Here is a 17,491-nt window from a genome sequence, read left to right on the forward strand (position 1 = left end):
CACGTATACTAACAAATTTATTCTTTGCTGACTATCTCAACAGGGTTACGCTTTCAAGCCTTTTAAAATCAAATCTTGTAGCTCCCTTTTCTCTTCGGTTGATAAACCGACACTTCGCTCTTTAGCCTGCAAATTTTCAATTTGTTTTTCTACGCACTGGGCAAGAATTTTGTCCAATGAGTCTAAAAATAGTTCTTCTTGATTGTCTTCAACAAGGGGAATCTCCCAACTTGCCAGACGAGACAGAAGTGTCTCATTTTTTGAGTCTCGCCAATGTTCGAGCAATTGACCCGTAGTGATATGGGGATATTGACGACATTTCTCAAGTACTTCGCTGAAGGTATCTAAACCAGGGATCATCAAATGACGAACACTAGCCAGATCGGGTACCAATTCAGCATAGCTTGGATTTTGTACCAAGAGCGCAATAACATCACGCATCGGCGTACGTTTTATTGCTTTATGTGGTGCTGGTCGATTTTCTGAATTACGCGCTTTTTTGCGACGTAATTGGTGATCAAAACCAGTACGTTCATCGAGCAATTTTTCGAGGATCTCTTGTAAAAAAGGATCCGGGATTTTATCGATCAGTGGCGTTGCTAGTGCGCGTAGCGCTGATTTTCCTTCATGGCTACCCAAGTTGAGTTGGTGCAGCTCAATTAAGTTATCAAACAGATATTGTGATAGCGGTGTCGCGTTGGCGAGTTGCTGTTCAAAATCTGCTTTACCGTATTTACGTACGTAACTGTCGGGATCTTCACCATCAGGCAAAAAGAGAAACTTTAAGATATTCCCACTTTTGAGATAGCTCAGTGCATTTTCTAATGCACGCCATGCTGCATCACGCCCAGCTCGGTCACCATCGTAACAACACACCACTTGGTTAGTTTGACGAAACAGTAATTGAAGATGATCACCTGTCGTGGATGTGCCAAGAGAGGCGACGGAATAATCCACCCCATATTGAGCTAGTGCCACGACATCCATATAACCTTCCACCACTAAGATTTGTGGTGGCTCACGATAAGCCTGTAGGACTTCATATAGGCCATATAGTTCTTTGCCTTTATGGAAAATCGGCGTTTCAGGCGAGTTAAGGTACTTTGGCGTGCCTTGTTCTGTAATTCGGCCACCAAAGCCGATGACTCGGCCACGACGATCTCGAATTGGGAACATCACTCGGCCGCGGAAACGGTCGTAACGACGGCCATTATCGCTTTCAATCAGCATACCTGCTGTTACCAGCATATCTTCACTGTTGCGCTGTTGACCAAAGTTGCGACGTACAAGATCCCATTCATCAGCAACATAACCGATACCAAATTTTTGGACGATTTCGCCGGACAAGCCTCGATTTTTCAAATATTCGATAGCATGTCGGTTATTCGGCTGTTTGAGCTGCTGACGGTAAAACTGTGCAATGCTGCCCATGAGATCATACAGGCTACGTTTCTCTTCGCTTTTTACCGTTGGTGTATTTTTGGCAAATGGGCTTGAAGGCGTTCGCTCTTCTCGTACCACTTCCAAGCCAATCGTTGAAGCCAATTCTTCAATAGCTTCAGGAAACTCCATTCGCTCGAATTCCATGACAAAGTCAATGGCATTACCATGCGCACCACAGCCAAAGCAATGGTAGAACTGTTTTTCCTGACTGACACTGAATGAAGGGGTTTTTTCGTTATGAAAAGGGCAGCATGCACCGTAGTTTTTGCCCTTTTTTTTCAGTTTTACACGTGCGTCAATGACGTCGACAATATCGAGTCGAGCGAGGAGATCATCAATAAAACTACGTGGGATGTGTCCTGCCATAAATCTTTGCATGCACCGAAAACGATAGGGTCAAATACAAACAAGCCGTGCGTTCCGAAGGATTGCACGGCTTGTTGTAATTGGGTTGGGATTAAGCCAGTTTAGCGCGGACCAAACCGCTTACTTTACCCATGTCTGCACGCCCTTGAATATGTGGTTTGAGTACAGCCATCACTTTGCTCATGTCTTGCATGCCAGAGGCTGCTGATTCCGTAATCGCACTGTCAATCAGTGCACTCACTTCATCATCGCTCAAAGGTTGAGGCATAAATTCCTCAAGCACAGTGATTTCTGCTTTTTCCACATCAGCTAAGTCTTGACGACCTGCTGCTTCATATTGGCTTACAGAGTCGCGACGTTGTTTGACCATTTTGGTTAACACGCCAACAATGTCGTCATCGCTCAGAGTGATCTGCTCATCGACTTCACGTTGTTTAATTGCGGCCAACACTAAACGGATAGCGCCAAGGCGTTGTTTATCCTTGGCTTTCATCGCTAGTTTTTGCTCTTCTTTGAGATTATCAATCAGAGCCATAACAAATTCCTTAGTTTAGGAAATTGTTATTAGTACAGACGAACGCGACGTGCGTTTTCGCGAGCCAGCTTCTTAGCGTGACGCTTTTGAGCAGCTGCTTTAGCGCGTTTGCGAACGGTAGTTGGCTTTTCGTAGTGCTCACGACGACGCACTTCAGAAAGGATACCTGCTTTTTCGCAAGAGCGTTTGAAACGACGCAGAGCTACGTCGAACGGTTCGTTTTCACGTACTTTAACTACTGGCATATGCCTTTCACCTCAGGGGTTAATTCGTTAATGCTGATATTTTGGTGACCCGAGCAGCAAGAACTCTTGTGCGCCAAGTCGATAATCAGCCAGATCAAAATGGTGCGGAATTTTAATCCGATCGTCCTTCCTTTGTAAAGCACTTTGTCGCTTACATTCTGGACAAGGTTTGTTTGTCGCGCCAAGGCGAGGTAACATGACGCCATATTTGATTTTTAATGGCAGCGTGCTGAGAAAACTATGCGCATTATTGGTATTGAAACCTCTTGTGATGAAACGGGTGTAGCGATTTACGATGACGAAAAAGGACTGCTGTCTCATAAGCTCTACAGTCAGGTAAAACTTCACGCCGATTACGGTGGTGTCGTGCCGGAGTTGGCATCACGTGACCATGTTAAAAAGACCATTCCACTTATCAAGGCGGCGATGGAAGAGGCGAATGTGACGCCACAGGATTTAGACGGTGTTGCTTTTACCGCAGGTCCCGGTTTGGTTGGTGCTTTGTTGGTTGGAGCAACGATCGGACGTAGTTTAGCTTACGCATGGAATGTACCAGCAGTACCCGTTCATCATATGGAAGGGCATTTGCTTGCCCCTATGTTGGAAGATAATCCACCGCCATTTCCTTTTGTCGCTTTACTGGTATCGGGTGGCCACACCATGCTGGTGGAAGTAAAAAACATTGGTGAATACCGTATTTTGGGTGAGTCAATTGATGATGCCGCAGGCGAAGCCTTTGATAAAACGGCTAAGTTGATGGGGCTGGATTACCCTGGCGGACCTCTACTGGCGAAGTTGGCGGAAAAAGGAACCGCTGGGCGCTTTAAATTCCCTCGTCCAATGACTGATAGACCAGGACTTGATATGAGTTTCTCTGGTTTAAAAACGTTTACTGCTAACACGATTGCTGCCAATGGTGATGATGAACAGACGCGCGCGGATATTGCTTATGCGTTCCAAGAAGCGGTATGTGACACGTTAGTGATTAAGTGTAAGCGTGCGTTGGAAGAGACTGGCTTAAAACGAGTAGTGATTGCAGGTGGTGTGAGTGCCAATAAGCAGCTGCGTGCTGATTTGGAAAAGCTTGCGAAAAAAATCGGCGGCGAAGTCTATTATCCACGCACTGAGTTTTGTACCGATAACGGTGCAATGATCGCTTATGCGGGAATGCAGCGTTTGAAGAATGGCGATGTATCAGAGCTTGGTTTACAAGCTCGCCCACGTTGGCCGATTGATCAATTAACCCCCATTCAAAAGTAAGTACTACGAAGTTGTATTGAAACGGTCGCATTTGCGGCCGTTTTTTCTAAACAAAATAATGAATTAGCTAATACTTACATTCTGCTCAGACTTGTCAGTTGAGTTCTTCATGATAGATTCATTATCTGTTTTATTGATGGATGTATAACTAAAATGAATTCGTTGTTTATTGATGGCCAAAAAATGGCTTACCTTGATGCTGGGGAAGGGGATGTGCTGGTATTTGGGCACAGTTATTTGTGGGATCACCAGATGTGGGCTCCCCAAATTGCTGAATTGAGTCAACACTATCGCTGTATCGTGCCGGATTTTTGGGCACATGGTGATTCAGATGCTGCACCAGCCGCGATGAGTAATCTCAAAGATTATGCTCAACATATTCTGGCACTGATGGATCATTTACAGATTGAGCAATTTTCAATCGTAGGTTTGTCTGTGGGCGGTATGTGGGGAGCTGAGCTGGCTGTGCTGGCCCCGGAACGCGTTAAATCATTGGTGATGATGGATACCTTTGTTGGCCTTGAACCAGAAGTGACGCATAAAAAGTACTTCTCTATGTTAGATGCCATTACACAACTTCAAGCCGTACCTGCGCCAATCGTTGATGCTGTAGTGCCGATGTTTTTTGCATCAGGCACCCTGAAAAATGAGTTGCCTGTGGTTACGCAGTTCCGTTCTACACTTCAAAAGTTATCCGGTGAGCGCGCAGTTGAAGTAGCGCGTTTAGGGCGAATGATTTTTGGGCGTCGTGATTTGATGGATGAGATTGAAAGCTTAACTTTGCCTGTACTCATCATGGTGGGTAGTGAAGACACACCTCGTCCCGTGCTGGAATCCTATCTGATGAAAGATGCGATTCGCGGAAGTCGACTCGAAGTCATTGAGGGGGCAGGACATATCAGCAGCCTAGAGCAAGCTGATCAAGTCACGCATCATCTGAGTACATTCTTCGCAATGGTGTATTAATTAACCCATTTTTGAAAAGCCGCTGAGTATTTACGCTTATGCGGCTTTCTTTTTTACACTTTGGAAATCAGCGTTAGGATTGGTGGCTTTTTTTCTCACCCACCTTTGGCTCAGTGCCTGCAAACAGACGCTTTACGTTTTGGTGGTGACGTAGCACGATTAAGCAGCACAACATAGCAACAGGAAGTGTGTATTGTGGCTTAATGAGCCAAGTGTAGAAAGGTGCAAGCAGCACAGTTACCAATGCAGCGAGCGAAGAGTATCGAAACAGAACAACCACGACTAACCACGTCGCCATCACCATTCCAGTTAAATCGAGTCCAATCGGAGCGATTGCCCCTAAAGCCGTGGCAACCCCTTTTCCGCCTTTAAAGTGAAAGAAAATCGGGTACATATGGCCAAGACAGGCTGCGATAGCGACCAAACCCAGCATGAAAGGTTCGATGTTGAGAAAGTAACCGCCCCACACAGGAATGGTGCCTTTGAGCATGTCACACAACAAAACGGAGATTGCCGCTTTTTTCCCGCCAATACGCAGCACATTGGTTGCACCGGGGTTTTGTGATCCTACATCGCGCGGATCGGGCAGACGCAGTACACGACAGATCAACACCGCACTGGAAATCGACCCCAGTAGATAGGCAAAAATGATCATGCTGAGCGCCAGTGGAGTCATAACAGCCTCAAAGTGCGTGTTTCGAAAAGGAATCTCGAATAAGTGTTTGTATTCCCTGCCTAATAAGAAAAAATCTTTTAGGATTTAGCATCTTGAACAGGTTTGGGTATATCATATCGCGATTGAGTGGATAGTACGATTTTTTCATTGGTTTGGGTATCCGACCTGTGAGTAGGAAGTCATTGAGCATGGATAAAGTCTTTATTGAGCAGTTGGAAGTGATCACCACGATCGGTGTCTACGACTGGGAACAGCAGATCAAGCAGAAATTAGTGCTGGATTTGGAAATGGCGCACGACAACCGTCCTGCGGGTAAAAGTGATGACGTGGTAGATGCTTTGGATTATGCCCAAGTCAGCCAAGCGGTGATTGAGCATATTGAGCAAGGTCGTTTTCTGCTGGTTGAGCGAGTTGCTGAAGAAGTCGCAGAACTGATCATGACGCGTTTCTCTGTGCCTTGGATCCGTATCCGTTTGACTAAACCGGGTGCGGTGCCACAAGCCAAAGGTGTGGGTGTGATCATCGAGCGAGCGCGTGGATGATCACCGCTTATATTGGTGTGGGATCAAATCAAGATCGCCATCAGTCGATTGAAGCTGGAGTGCGAGCGCTGACTCAGCTTGCGAGCACTTCACGCATCTCAACCATTTATGAGTGCCCGTCAGTAGGTTTTGCCAGTCATCCCTTTTTTAATTTGATGGTAGAGATAGAAACGAAATTATCTCTATCAGAGCTTATTGCACATTTGAAAGCGATAGAACTGCAGTATGGTCGTTTGCCAAATGCGCAAAAGTATCAAGATCGAACACTGGATCTTGATATTGTGTTGTACGGAGATTGTGTATCGGAGAGGGCCCCCGTGTTACCTCGCCCAGATATCTATCGTTACCCATTTGTGATTCAACCTTTATACGAGCTCTGTCCACAGCGAGTGATTGCTGGCGATGGTCGAACTGTTGAACAGATTTGGCAGCAAGCGCAGGATTTAGCTTCACTCACCCCAGTACCCATCTGGTTTTCTATTAATGAGAAGAAACAATCATGAGTTATTTTGAGTCGTTCATTCTGGCTTTAATTCAAGGCTTTACCGAGTTTTTACCAATTTCTAGCTCAGCTCATCTTATCTTGCCTTCGGCGATTTTAGGTTGGGCAGATCAAGGCTTAGCCTTTGATGTGGCGGTGCATGTCGGGACTTTAGCGGCAGTCGTTATCTATTTCCGTAAAGAAGTGGTCTCTTTGCTGAGCGCCTTTTTTGCCTCGATTTTCAAAGGTGATCGTAGTAAAGAAGCCAAATTGGCATGGTTGATTGTATTAGCAACCATCCCAGCTTGCGTATTTGGTTTCCTTATGAAAGACATTGTCGAGCTGTATTTGCGTAGTGCTTGGGTTATCGCAACAACGACCATCGTGTTTGGCCTGTTGCTGTGGTACGTCGATAAAAACTCCGAACTTAAAGCTGATGAATATCAAGCGGATTGGAAAAAAGCGCTGTTTATTGGTCTTGCTCAAGCGGTGGCGATCATTCCGGGTACATCGCGCTCTGGTGCAACCATTACGGCGGCGCTTTATCTTGGCTTTACTCGTGAAGCTGCGGCGCGTTTTTCGTTCTTAATGTCGATCCCAATCATTGTTTTGGCGGGCAGTTATCTTGGCCTTAAACTGGTTACGAGCGGTGAGCCTGTTCATATGGGATTCCTGCTGACAGGAATTATTACTTCATTTATTAGTGCTTATATCTGTATTCACTTCTTCTTGAAGCTGATTTCGCGTATGGGCATGACCCCATTTGTGATTTACCGTTTACTGCTAGGTGCAGGTCTGTTTGCATTTTTATTGACTCAATAATCACGCCATGCGGCGCTCATTTTCCGGGCTTTATGGTATAAATGGGCAGCATTAAAATGAGTAACCAGCGTTACGATAGCGTTACGCCGGGTGTGATTGAAAGATGGATAGGTTATGCGAGTGTTTGCTTTGACCCTGAGCCTATTATTGGTCTGGCTGCTTTACACCCTGATGTGGGGTAAAAACGGTGTGATGGATTTTCGGGCTGTGAACGCAGAAATTGAGGTACAACAACAGGTGAATGCCAATCTTCATCTGCGTAACCAAGAAATGTTTGCCGAAATAGACGATCTGCGCCAAGGGTTAGATGCGATTGAAGAACGTGCCCGTAATGAACTGGGTATGGTCAAAGAAGGGGAAACCTTTTATCGCATTATTGGTGAGGAGTCGCGCCAATGAAAAAGATGATAGCGATAGTGCCAGCTGCTGGTGTTGGCAGTCGTATGAAAGCGGATCGTCCTAAGCAGTATTTAACCTTGCTGGGTAAAACAGTGCTGGAGCACACGATCGAGCATCTTTTGGCTCACCCGCAGATTGAGCAAGTCGTGGTCGCCCTAAGTGTGGATGATCCTTACTTTTCAACCTTATCACTCGCCCATAATCCACGAGTGATTCGTGTGGATGGTGGAAAAGAGCGTGCTGACTCCGTCTTATCTGCGCTCAACTATATTTGCCAGCATCAGCTTAGCGAATGGGTGCTCGTGCATGATGCCGCGCGCCCTTGTGTGACCAATGCCGATATTACTCAATTGATCTCGACGGCTTTAGATCACCCCGTTGGGGCGATTCTCGCAGCCCCAGTGCGTGACACCATGAAGCGAGGTGATAGTACACAGCAGATTGATCACACGGTCGATCGTACCGCATTGTGGCATGCACTCACGCCACAAATGTTTCGTGCTGCGCCACTGCGTAGTGCCTTGTTTGAAGCTTTACAGAATCAGGTGACGATTACCGATGAAGCTTCAGCTTTTGAATGGCGAGGCGAAAAGCCAGCCTTGGTGACGGGTCGCGCTGATAACCTCAAAATCACTCAACCTGAAGATCTCGCGTTGGCCGAGTTCTATTTAAGTCGCAATAAGGAAAAATCATGATCAGAATTGGCCACGGCTTTGATGTGCACCGTTTTGGCGGCGAAGGCCCAATCATTATTGGTGGGGTGAAGGTACCTTACGAACAAGGTTTAATTGCACATTCCGATGGTGATGTCGCACTGCATGCCTTAAGTGATGCTTTGCTTGGTGCAATTGCAGCGGGTGATATTGGTCGCCATTTTCCAGATACGGACGATAAATGGAAAGGGGCAGACAGCCGCGAGCTACTCAAAGATGTTTACCGTCGTGTGAAGCAGCAAGGCTATGTGCTGGGTAATGCTGACGTCACCATTATTGCGCAAGCGCCGAAAATGGCACCTTATATTCAGGCTATGTGTGCAGCGATTGCCGAAGATCTGGAAACCGATCTGAGCAACATCAACGTCAAAGCCACGACAACAGAAAAATTAGGTTTTACCGGACGTAAAGAAGGTATTGCCTGTGAAGCGGTTGTACTTTTGCTCAAAGCTTAACTCAACCAATAAAAATTTTTGGAATTAAGATGACTGATATTCTCTCTCCTCTGGCTTATTTGTGCGGTAAACCGACTGCAAAAGCCAAACTCAAAGCGCTGCCAGAACACTTCCAAGTGAATGAAGTATTGGGCTATTCCTTGACGGGACACGGCGAACACTTGATGGTGCGTATTCGTAAGACAGGGGAGAACACCAGCTTTGTGGCGAATGAATTAGCCAAAGCTTGTGGTGTGCCTTCACGTGCTGTGAGCTGGGCTGGCTTAAAAGATCGACACGCAGTCACCGAACAGTGGTTGAGTGTGCACCTGCCAAATGGTGAAACACCGGATTTCTCCGCTTTTCTCGCGCAATACCCCAGCATCGAAATTCTCGATGTCACACGTCACGATAAAAAGCTGCGCCCGGGTGATTTGCAAGGCAATGAGTTTATCGTCACCTTATCGGAAGTTACCGATGTTCCTGCTGTATTAAGCCGTTTAGAAACGGTCGCTGAACTGGGCGTTCCCAATTATTTTGGTAGCCAACGTTTTGGACGTCATGGCAATAACCTCAGTGAAGCACGTCGTTGGGGGCGTGATAATGTACGTTCACGTAACCAGAATCAGCGCAGTCTGTATCTTTCTGCAGCTCGTTCATGGATTTTCAACCAGATTGTCTCTAAGCGAATTGAGCAAGGCTGCTTTGCTCGCTTTATTGAGGGTGACATTGCTTTAGCAGAACAGCAAATGTTCAACGTTGAAGGCGATCTAGCGGTTTGGGATCAGCGCTTGCTGGCTGGAGAAGTGTCCATTTCTGCCGCTTTGGCTGGAGATAATGCACTACCGACTCTTGGAGCTGCTTTGCAGCTTGAGCAAGCAGAATTGGATGCCGAGCCAAATTTAATGGCATTGATTCGTGGTAATCGTATGCGCCATGATCGCCGTGCGATCGCTCTCAAAGCACAAAACTTAAGCTGGCAAGTGCAAGAGGATCAAATCACTCTGCGCTTCTCATTGGATGCAGGCAGTTTTGCGACTTCGCTAGTGCGCGAATTGGTCGAGGAGATCCCTGTCGTTCGTCATTACGAGCAAGGGAATGAGCAAGAAAGCCGCGATTCTGAGAGTGAAGATTAAGATGAAAATTCTACTCAGTAATGATGATGGGGTTTACGCACAAGGCATTCATACTCTGGCAGATGCACTGTGCGATTTGGCGGAGATTGTGATCGTCGCACCGGATCGTAACCGCAGTGGCGCTTCCAACTCGTTGACGTTGGAGCACCCATTGCGTGTGTCTCAAATTGCGGCCAATACCTACTCGGTACAAGGAACACCAACAGACTGCGTGCATTTCGCACTGAACGAACTAATGAAAGATGATTTACCTGATTTGGTGCTGAGTGGGATCAACCACGGTGCCAACTTGGGTGATGATGTGCTTTATTCGGGAACGGTTGCCGCTGCGATGGAAGGGCATTTTCTTGGCGTACAGTCGATCGCGTTTTCTCTGACAGGGTCGACTCATTTTGCCAGCGCTGCTCATTTTGTTCGTCAATTTGTAGAGCAACATTTGGCCAAGCCAATTCCGACCAATCGCTTACTCAACGTTAACATTCCGGATCTGCCTTTAGAGCAAATTCAAGGTATTGAAGTGACTCGCTTAGGTGCTCGTCATCACGCAGAAAGCATGATAAAGCAGAAAGATCCGCGTGGGCATGATATTTATTGGCTTGGTCCTCCGGGCAAAGAGCAAGATGCAGGTCCGGGAACCGATTTTCATGCTATCGAACGTGGTTTGGTGTCACTGACGCCGCTGCAGGTTGACTTAACCGCGCATGAGTCACTGCGCAGCATGGATCACTGGTTAAAGGAAAAGGTGAATGGCTAACCCAAAAGCCGACAGACTGATTCAATTCTTAACTGAGCAAGGGATCACCTCTCAACCTGTGTTGACGGCAATCCATGCACTGCCACGCGAATTTTTCGTGGCTCCCGCTATGATGCACCAAGCCTATGACAACAATGCGTTGCCGATCGGCCAAGGCCAAACCATTTCGCAGCCTTACATCGTGGCGAAGATGACAGAGTTGCTGGCTTTGACCCCGGAAACCAAGGTGTTGGAAATCGGGACAGGTTCTGGATATCAAACTGCGGTTCTCGCAAAACTGGTAAACCATGTTTTTACTGTAGAGCGGATCAAAACCCTGCAATGGGATGCGAAGCGACGCCTCAAGCAGCTCGACATCTACAATGTATCGACTAAGCATGGTGATGGTTGGCAAGGATGGCCTGCCCGCGGCCCATTTGATGCGATTTTGGTCACGGCAGCGGCGGCGAAAGTGCCACAAGGACTATTGGAACAGCTTGCAGATGGTGGTCGCATGGTGATCCCTGTGGGTGAGGATGAGCAGCATCTCTACAAAATTGTGCGCCAAGGTGATCAGTTTATCTCTGAGCGGGTTGAAGCGGTTCGCTTTGTTCCTCTCGTTGCCGGGGATTTAGCCTGATGACACCTTACTCTTTCCGTCTGGTACTCTTGTTGCTCAGCAGCCTTTTATTTGGCTGTGCGGCACAATCACCTGCGCCAGTTTCCGGATTGGGTAAAGATTACAACACGATAGAGCGTGGCAGTTATCGTGGAAGTTACTACGAAGTAAAAAAAGGCGACACGCTCTATTTCATCGCTTATCTCACAGATAGAGATGTAAATGATCTGATCAGTTACAACGATCTCGCTCCACCTTATACCATTCATCCTGGGCAAAAACTCAAACTCTGGTTACCGAATTATACTCCACCAGCCTATGGCGGCACTGGCGGTGCCGCTACTGTGGCTGCGGCTTCAAGCTAGGTTCTGCGGCTGGCAAAACGGCTGCAGCGACCACTGCAGCTCAGTCTGTGAGTAAAAGCTCTAATGCCAAAAATGCACAAAAAGGCTCAAACAATAGTCAAAATATGACTAAAAAAGATCCAGTTAAGGCGGTTGATCAAACAAAAACAAAGGAGTATGTTGAACCTGTCGGTAAACAAAATGTTAATGTTAATGTAGCAAATGCTAAACCTTCGAATGAGAAGATAGCGAAGTGGCTATGGCCGACAAAGGGTAGAGTCATAAAGAATTTTTCTACGGGTGATCAAGGCAACAAAGGGATAGACATCGCTGGTCAACGTGGTCAGGCTGTCGTTGCTACTGCAGAAGGAACCGTAGTGTATTCGGGCAATGCATTACGTGGTTATGGCAACCTAATAATCATAAAACATAATGAGCACTATCTAAGTGCCTATGCCCACAATGATCAGCTGCTAGCAAAGGAAGGACAAACAGTGCAAGCAGGCCAGAAAATCGCCACCATGGGAAGCTCTGGAACCAATAGTGTACGCTTGCACTTTGAGATCCGTTATCAAGGAAAGTCAGTGAATCCAAAACGCTACTTACCTTAACTCATATTGCTTAGGTCATACTGCAAAGGTTGTATCTCGCAATGACTCGCAAAGTTGCCAGGGGGAGGCCGCTATGAGTGTCAGCAATACCGTAACCAAAGTAGAAGAGTTCGATTTTGAAGATGAAGCACTGGAAGTGCTAGAAGCGGATGATGAGCTCTCGAGTGATGAAGAATTAGTGACCGCTGAAGGGGCAAGTGATGAAGTTCGCGAAGAGTTTGATGCTTCTGCGAAAAGTCTCGATGCCACACAAATGTATCTCAGTGAAATTGGTTTCTCACCTCTACTGACTGCCGAAGAAGAAGTGCTTTATGCTCGTCGTGCTTTACGTGGCGATGAAGCTGCACGTAAACGCATGATTGAAAGTAACTTGCGTTTAGTCGTTAAAATTTCACGTCGTTACAGTAACCGTGGATTAGCACTGCTCGATCTGATTGAAGAAGGTAACCTGGGTTTAATTCGTGCGGTTGAAAAATTCGACCCAGAACGCGGTTTCCGTTTTTCAACTTACGCGACATGGTGGATCCGTCAAACCATCGAACGTGCGCTGATGAATCAAACGCGCACCATCCGTCTACCGATACATGTTGTCAAAGAGCTGAACATTTATCTGCGCACTGCGCGTGAATTGTCACAACGTCTTGACCACGAACCTACGCCAGAAGAAATCGCGCTTGAGCTCGATAAACCGGTTGATGATGTAACGAAGATGCTGCGTCTCAACGAACGTATCAGCTCTGTTGATACACCGATTGGTGGCGATGGTGATAAAGCACTGCTGGATATCTTGCCGGACTCCAATAATGCGGATCCTGAGTTTTCGACTCAAGATGATGACATTCGTGAATCTCTGCTCAACTGGCTTGATGAACTCAATCCAAAACAGAAAGAAGTCCTTGCTCGTCGTTTTGGTCTGTTGGGTTATGAGCCATCCACTTTGGAAGAAGTGGGACGTGAGATCAATCTGACTCGTGAGCGTGTACGCCAAATTCAGGTAGAAGGATTACGACGTCTGCGTGAGATCTTGGTGAAACAAGGTTTGAATATGGAAGCACTGTTTAACGTCGAATACGACGTCAACTAACCCTTTTTATTCCTTATTTGAACATAAAGGCACTCCTAAGAGTGCCTTTAGTTTTTCTGGTGCAGAGAAAAGCAGGATCAAAGCATTTTTTTCAAGCGATACAGCGCATCGAGTGCCTGACGTGGCGTGAGTTCATCTGGATCCAGTTCTGCTAATGCTTGTTCAACAACACTTGGTTCCGGAATTAAGCTCAGTTGGTTGGCAATATCCACTCGGCTTGGTTTACGAGTCTCGGCAGGTTGTGAGCTTAGCAGCTCAAGTTGCTGAAGTTTGGCTCGCGCATTTTTGATCACAGGTTTTGGTACACCCGCTAGCCCAGCTACCGCCAAACCGAATGATTTGCTGGCTGCACCTTCTTGCACCGCGTGCATAAAGGCGATGCTGTCGCCATGTTCCGCCGCATCAAGGTGAACATTCGCTAAATGTGGCAAGCTGTTAGGCAATTCTGTCAGCTCAAAGTAGTGAGTCGCGAATAGGGTGAGTGCACCAATTTCACGAGCTAACCATTCCGCACTAGCCCAAGCCAGTGACAGGCCATCATAGGTACTGGTTCCTCGGCCGATCTCATCCATTAACACCAAACTGTGACTGGTGGCGTTGTGCAGTATGTTGGCGGTTTCCGTCATTTCCACCATGAAGGTTGAGCGACCAGAGGCGAGATCATCCGAAGCACCGATACGGGTAAAAATGCGATCCAAAGGACCAATTTGCGCGGATTCTGCAGGTACATAGCTGCCGATATGCGCCATGAGTGCAATCAACGCAGTTTGACGCATGTAAGTCGATTTACCGCCCATGTTGGGGCCAGTGATGATCAGCATGCGTCGCTGTGGATTAAGCTCAATCGGGTTGGCGATAAATGGTTCATTCATCACTTGCTCAACCACTGGGTGACGCCCGCCAAGAATACGGATTCCAGCCTCTTTCACCAAAGTGGGGCGGCAGTATTCCAAGTTTTCCGCGCGTTCCGCGAGGTTTTGCAGTACATCCAATTGGGCAATGGAAGCGGCCAGTTGTTGTAATTGCTCAAGATGAGGCAACAGCAAATCGAACAACTCTTCCCATAACTGTTTTTCCACCGCTAAAGCACGAGATTTAGAGTTGAGTACTTTATCCTCATGCTGTTTGAGTTCTTCGATGATGTAACGTTCGGCATTCTTTAAGGTTTGCCGACGCACATAATGTGGCGGCACTAAGTGGCTTTGACCACGGCTAACCTGAATGTAGAAGCCATGCACATTGTTATAGCCAACTTTTAGGGTGTCGATCCCGTGGCGATCGCGCTCTTCGGCTTCCAAGCGCTCAAGAAACTCGGTCGCACCATTGGCTAAATCGCGCCATTCATCAAGTTCCGCACTATAACCATCGGCAATTACACCACCATCACGAATTACGACAGGTGGGTTTTCTTTAATCGCGCGCTCTAATAAATCGCACAGCTCATCCATAGGTTGAGCATGAGTGCGCAGTTGGGTGAGGCGAGGCTGCTCAAGCTCAGTCAACAAACTATGCAGTTCTGGCAACTGCTGCATGGCGTGGCGTAGGCGTGCTAAATCTCGCGGACGAGCCGAGCGCAGGGCTAAACGGGCGAGAATACGTTCAATATCGCCAATTTGTTTGAGCACGGGATGCAGCTCGGCGTACAAAGCGGCTTCTTTCAGCTCGCCAATTGCATCTAAGCGCTGATTGAGTGTCGCAGTATCGCGCATGGGTTGGTGGATCCAACGTTTGAGCATGCGGCTGCCCATTGGCGTTGCACAATGATCAAGTACATCAGCGAGCGTGTTATCCGTTCCACCAGCTAAGTTATAAGTGAGCTCAAGATTGCGACGCGTAGCAGCATCCAAAATCACCGATTGATCTTGGCGATCCCAAGTCAGTGAGCGGATATGCGGTAGAGCCGTGCGCTGAGTATCTTTGACGTATTGGATCAAACAGCCTGCCGAGCATAAGCCTAATTGTGCTTGCTCAACGCCAAAGCCGACTAAATCACGAGTACCAAATTGTTGATTGAGCTGCTGTTTCGCGGTAGCTAATTCAAATTCCCAAATTGGACGACGGCGGTTGCCTTGGCGATTCGCCATTAGATGCACAGGTGCGAAATCTTCAGGGAACAAGAGTTCACGAGGCGAAGTGCGTTGCAGTTCGGCGGCCATCTCTTCTTCGGTTTGCGGTTCACTGAGCTGGAAACGGCCGGAGGTGATATCCATGGTCGCATAACCAAAGCGGCCATTGTGATGATAAATCGCGGCGATCAGGTTATCGACCCGCTCTGAGAGCAGGGCTTCATCGGTGACAGTGCCTGGTGTGACAATGCGTACCACTTTACGCTCAACCGGACCTTTGCTGGTGGCTGGATCGCCGATCTGTTCGCAAATCGCGACCGATTCGCCCATTTGTACCAATTTTGCTAAGTAACCTTCTACCGCATGAAATGGCACACCCGCCATCGGGATGGGTTCACCCGCTGAAGCGCCGCGCTTGGTTAAGGAAATATCCAGCAGTTCAGACGCGCGTTTTGCATCGTCATAAAACAGTTCGTAAAAGTCACCCATGCGATAAAACAGCAGAATGTCTGGGTTTTCCGCTTTGAGTCTTAAATATTGCTGCATCATCGGGGTGTGGTGCGAAAGAGACTCGCTTGGTGAAGCGTTCGAATTCATCATAGTGTTATATCGCTGGTTATCATCATCTGCGGGTTGCTTTATCGAGTTACAAGGCGAGTAAAGCGCTGCATGGGTCACTTAAAAACGGTTACAGAGAATAGCAAACCTGACTAGGACGGGGCAATTGAGCTGTTAATTCCTGTTCGGTTTAACTTTCTGCTCAATTTGAAGTGTGAAAAAGGTGTTCCCTAGTAAGGAAGAAGAGATGACCTTACTTGCCACCGAGTTAAGGCGGCAAGTGATCTGTACCTAAGCTAAATGAAGAACGTGATATCGATACCAAGGCGGCATTTACTTCGCTCGCCTTTGTTGTTCAGGGAGATTAGGAAAATAATCCCGAGGAGAGATAACGATCGCCGCGATCGCAAATAATGGCCACTACGATCGACCCCGGATTCTGCTGTGCAATTTGTAAGGCAGCAAATACGGCACCGCCAGAGCTGACGCCTGCGCAAATGCCTTCTTCTTTGGCTAAGGCGCGAGCGGTCTGTTCTGCATCGAGCTGAGTGATATCGAGTACCTGATCGACACGAGCGGCTTCAAAAATCCCTGGCAAATAGGCTTGTGGCCAACGTCGAATGCCGGGTATTGCACTGCCTTCCGCGGGTTGTAAACCTATGATTTGGATGTGTGGGTTTTGCTGCTTCAGGTAGCGAGATACGCCCATGATGGTTCCAGTGGTGCCCATACTAGAGACAAAATGAGTGATCTTGCCTTGGCTTTGCTGCCAAATTTCCGGCCCTGTCGAGCGAAAGTGCGCGTCTGGATTATCCAAATTGTTGAACTGATCCAATACCTTGCCTTTACCTTCTTGTTGCATCTGTAACGCTAAATCGCGTGCACCTTCCATCCCTTGTTCTTTGCTGACCAAGATAAGCTCAGCACCATACGCTTGCATCGAATCTTTGCGCTCTTGGGTTGCGTTATCGGGCATGATCAGAATCATCTTGTAGCCTTTGATGGCGGCAGCCATGGCCAATGCTATGCCAGTATTGCCACTGGTTGCTTCGATGATGGTATCTCCGGGCTGCAAAGTGCCACGTGCTTCAGCCTGCACAATCATATTTAGGGCGGGACGATCTTTGACTGAACCTGCTGGGTTATTTCCTTCCAGCTTGACCAATACAGTGGAACTTCCAGTGTTTAAACGCTGCAAGCGTACTAGTGGTGTTTGGCCGACATAATCTTCAAGGGTTGGAAAATCAGACACGAGGCGATCCTTCTACGTAATTTCAACAGGGTCATTTAAACAGGTAGCCAAACAGGCGGTGACGCTTGTTTGAAGGTTGATTGCGTGAGCTTTAAGCAAATTTGGGTCAGGCTCATCTTTTCTATGCCAGCAGTATAAGAATGACTCAATCGGAGGCATACAATTTATTGCTAGAAATTATTCCAAAACGTTCTATTAATGTTCTT

The 17,491-nt window shown here is 47.4% G+C and carries 18 protein-coding genes and 1 pseudogene; 13 read left to right on the forward strand and 6 right to left on the reverse strand.

Features of this window, described 5'->3' with window-relative positions:
• Positions 1-45: 45 nt before the first annotated feature.
• From dnaG to rpsU, 3 genes are all read right to left on the reverse strand, one after another.
• Positions 46-1,809, reverse strand: coding sequence for a DNA primase (dnaG, locus tag D908_RS03260; protein WP_005526795.1), 1,764 nt, complete (start codon positions 1,807-1,809; stop codon positions 46-48).
• Between the two features lie 91 nt (positions 1,810-1,900).
• Positions 1,901-2,344, reverse strand: coding sequence for a GatB/YqeY domain-containing protein (locus D908_RS03255; protein WP_001173863.1), 444 nt, complete (start codon positions 2,342-2,344; stop codon positions 1,901-1,903).
• A gap of 29 nt (positions 2,345-2,373) precedes the next feature.
• Entirely contained in the window at positions 2,374-2,589 is a 216-nt protein-coding gene (gene rpsU / locus D908_RS03250; RefSeq protein WP_001145625.1) for a 30S ribosomal protein S21, read from the reverse strand.
• Between the two features lie 240 nt (positions 2,590-2,829).
• Here rpsU and tsaD point away from each other — a divergent pair, with 240 nt between their 5' ends.
• Both tsaD and D908_RS03240 read left to right on the forward strand, forming a co-directional pair.
• Positions 2,830-3,849, forward strand: coding sequence for a tRNA (adenosine(37)-N6)-threonylcarbamoyltransferase complex transferase subunit TsaD (gene tsaD, locus D908_RS03245; protein ID WP_001220132.1), 1,020 nt, complete (start codon positions 2,830-2,832; stop codon positions 3,847-3,849).
• 153 nt (positions 3,850-4,002) lie between these two features.
• The gene (locus D908_RS03240) at positions 4,003-4,815 is read left to right on the forward strand and encodes an alpha/beta fold hydrolase (protein ID WP_005526798.1); all 813 of its coding nucleotides are present in this window, start codon (positions 4,003-4,005) and stop codon (positions 4,813-4,815) included.
• Between the two features lie 73 nt (positions 4,816-4,888).
• Here D908_RS03240 and plsY read toward each other — a convergent pair whose 3' ends face one another.
• The gene (plsY, locus tag D908_RS03235; RefSeq protein WP_000188016.1) at positions 4,889-5,491 is read right to left on the reverse strand and encodes a glycerol-3-phosphate 1-O-acyltransferase PlsY; all 603 of its coding nucleotides are present in this window, start codon (positions 5,489-5,491) and stop codon (positions 4,889-4,891) included.
• A gap of 188 nt (positions 5,492-5,679) precedes the next feature.
• Between plsY and folB the strand changes: the two genes are divergently transcribed.
• From folB to rpoS, 11 genes and pseudogenes are all read left to right on the forward strand, one after another.
• Positions 5,680-6,033: a bifunctional dihydroneopterin aldolase/7,8-dihydroneopterin epimerase gene (folB, locus tag D908_RS03230; protein WP_005526802.1), complete on the forward strand. Its 354-nt coding sequence runs from the start codon at positions 5,680-5,682 to the stop codon at positions 6,031-6,033.
• Positions 6,030-6,536 carry a 2-amino-4-hydroxy-6-hydroxymethyldihydropteridine diphosphokinase gene (gene folK, locus D908_RS03225; RefSeq protein ID WP_005526804.1) on the forward strand — a complete coding sequence of 169 codons (507 nt, stop codon included), beginning with the start codon at positions 6,030-6,032 and terminating at the stop codon, positions 6,534-6,536. The genes folB and folK overlap by 4 nt, the downstream gene beginning before the upstream one ends.
• Complete coding sequence (locus D908_RS03220) at positions 6,533-7,336, forward strand: undecaprenyl-diphosphate phosphatase (protein WP_000119805.1); 804 nt, start codon at positions 6,533-6,535, stop codon at positions 7,334-7,336. Before folK ends, D908_RS03220 begins: the two co-directional genes overlap by 4 nt.
• A 114-nt stretch (positions 7,337-7,450) precedes the next feature.
• A complete protein-coding gene (gene ftsB, locus D908_RS03215) occupies positions 7,451-7,735 on the forward strand; it encodes a cell division protein FtsB (protein WP_001263188.1) in 285 nt (94 codons plus the stop codon).
• A complete protein-coding gene (gene ispD, locus D908_RS03210; protein ID WP_005526806.1) occupies positions 7,732-8,430 on the forward strand; it encodes a 2-C-methyl-D-erythritol 4-phosphate cytidylyltransferase in 699 nt (232 codons plus the stop codon). Before ftsB ends, ispD begins: the two co-directional genes overlap by 4 nt.
• Positions 8,427-8,903 (forward strand): 2-C-methyl-D-erythritol 2,4-cyclodiphosphate synthase, encoded by a 477-nt coding sequence (gene ispF, locus D908_RS03205; RefSeq protein WP_000619214.1) that lies wholly within the window; start codon positions 8,427-8,429, stop codon positions 8,901-8,903. The genes ispD and ispF overlap by 4 nt, the downstream gene beginning before the upstream one ends.
• 29 nt (positions 8,904-8,932) lie before the next feature.
• Positions 8,933-10,018: a tRNA pseudouridine(13) synthase TruD gene (truD, locus tag D908_RS03200; RefSeq protein ID WP_000129749.1), complete on the forward strand. Its 1,086-nt coding sequence runs from the start codon at positions 8,933-8,935 to the stop codon at positions 10,016-10,018.
• A 1-nt stretch (position 10,019) separates the two neighbouring features.
• The gene (surE, locus tag D908_RS03195) at positions 10,020-10,772 is read left to right on the forward strand and encodes a 5'/3'-nucleotidase SurE (RefSeq protein ID WP_005517147.1); all 753 of its coding nucleotides are present in this window, start codon (positions 10,020-10,022) and stop codon (positions 10,770-10,772) included.
• Positions 10,765-11,391, forward strand: a complete 627-nt coding sequence (locus D908_RS03190; protein WP_000002984.1) for a protein-L-isoaspartate(D-aspartate) O-methyltransferase — start codon at positions 10,765-10,767, stop codon at positions 11,389-11,391. The genes surE and D908_RS03190 overlap by 8 nt, the downstream gene beginning before the upstream one ends.
• Positions 11,391-12,325 (forward strand): annotated as a pseudogene (gene nlpD, locus D908_RS0119870) (murein hydrolase activator NlpD). Before D908_RS03190 ends, nlpD begins: the two are co-directional and overlap by 1 nt.
• Positions 12,326-12,398: 73 nt before the next feature.
• The gene (rpoS, locus tag D908_RS03185) at positions 12,399-13,409 is read left to right on the forward strand and encodes an RNA polymerase sigma factor RpoS (RefSeq protein WP_000116730.1); all 1,011 of its coding nucleotides are present in this window, start codon (positions 12,399-12,401) and stop codon (positions 13,407-13,409) included.
• Between the two features lie 77 nt (positions 13,410-13,486).
• On the opposite strand, the gene mutS is transcribed toward rpoS, so the two are convergent.
• Together mutS and cysM are read right to left on the reverse strand one after the other, a co-directional pair.
• Positions 13,487-16,075 (reverse strand): DNA mismatch repair protein MutS, encoded by a 2,589-nt coding sequence (mutS, locus tag D908_RS03180; protein WP_005526809.1) that lies wholly within the window; start codon positions 16,073-16,075, stop codon positions 13,487-13,489.
• Positions 16,076-16,397: 322 nt separating this feature from the next.
• A complete protein-coding gene (gene cysM, locus D908_RS03175) occupies positions 16,398-17,285 on the reverse strand; it encodes a cysteine synthase CysM (protein ID WP_005526810.1) in 888 nt (295 codons plus the stop codon).
• Positions 17,286-17,491 lie beyond the last annotated feature (206 nt).

This window comes from Vibrio mimicus CAIM 602, assembly GCF_000338875.1.
In the GTDB taxonomy this organism is placed as follows: Bacteria; Pseudomonadota; Gammaproteobacteria; order Enterobacterales; family Vibrionaceae; genus Vibrio; species Vibrio mimicus.

Excerpts from the sequence above, each read along its gene's own strand:
- dnaG (WP_005526795.1), bottom strand. The coding sequence starts at position 1,809 with ATGGCAGGACACATCCCACGTAGTTTTATTGATGATCTCCTCGCTCGA.
- D908_RS03255 (WP_001173863.1), bottom strand. The coding sequence starts at position 2,344 with ATGGCTCTGATTGATAATCTCAAAGAAGAGCAAAAACTAGCGATGAAA.
- rpsU (WP_001145625.1), bottom strand. The coding sequence starts at position 2,589 with ATGCCAGTAGTTAAAGTACGTGAAAACGAACCGTTCGACGTAGCTCTG.
- tsaD (WP_001220132.1), top strand. The coding sequence starts at position 2,830 with ATGCGCATTATTGGTATTGAAACCTCTTGTGATGAAACGGGTGTAGCG.
- D908_RS03240 (WP_005526798.1), top strand. The coding sequence starts at position 4,003 with ATGAATTCGTTGTTTATTGATGGCCAAAAAATGGCTTACCTTGATGCT.
- plsY (WP_000188016.1), bottom strand. The coding sequence starts at position 5,491 with ATGACTCCACTGGCGCTCAGCATGATCATTTTTGCCTATCTACTGGGG.
- folB (WP_005526802.1), top strand. The coding sequence starts at position 5,680 with ATGGATAAAGTCTTTATTGAGCAGTTGGAAGTGATCACCACGATCGGT.
- folK (WP_005526804.1), top strand. The coding sequence starts at position 6,030 with ATGATCACCGCTTATATTGGTGTGGGATCAAATCAAGATCGCCATCAG.
- D908_RS03220 (WP_000119805.1), top strand. The coding sequence starts at position 6,533 with ATGAGTTATTTTGAGTCGTTCATTCTGGCTTTAATTCAAGGCTTTACC.
- ftsB (WP_001263188.1), top strand. The coding sequence starts at position 7,451 with ATGCGAGTGTTTGCTTTGACCCTGAGCCTATTATTGGTCTGGCTGCTT.
- ispD (WP_005526806.1), top strand. The coding sequence starts at position 7,732 with ATGAAAAAGATGATAGCGATAGTGCCAGCTGCTGGTGTTGGCAGTCGT.
- ispF (WP_000619214.1), top strand. The coding sequence starts at position 8,427 with ATGATCAGAATTGGCCACGGCTTTGATGTGCACCGTTTTGGCGGCGAA.
- truD (WP_000129749.1), top strand. The coding sequence starts at position 8,933 with ATGACTGATATTCTCTCTCCTCTGGCTTATTTGTGCGGTAAACCGACT.
- surE (WP_005517147.1), top strand. The coding sequence starts at position 10,020 with ATGAAAATTCTACTCAGTAATGATGATGGGGTTTACGCACAAGGCATT.
- D908_RS03190 (WP_000002984.1), top strand. The coding sequence starts at position 10,765 with ATGGCTAACCCAAAAGCCGACAGACTGATTCAATTCTTAACTGAGCAA.
- rpoS (WP_000116730.1), top strand. The coding sequence starts at position 12,399 with ATGAGTGTCAGCAATACCGTAACCAAAGTAGAAGAGTTCGATTTTGAA.
- mutS (WP_005526809.1), bottom strand. The coding sequence starts at position 16,075 with ATGATGAATTCGAACGCTTCACCAAGCGAGTCTCTTTCGCACCACACC.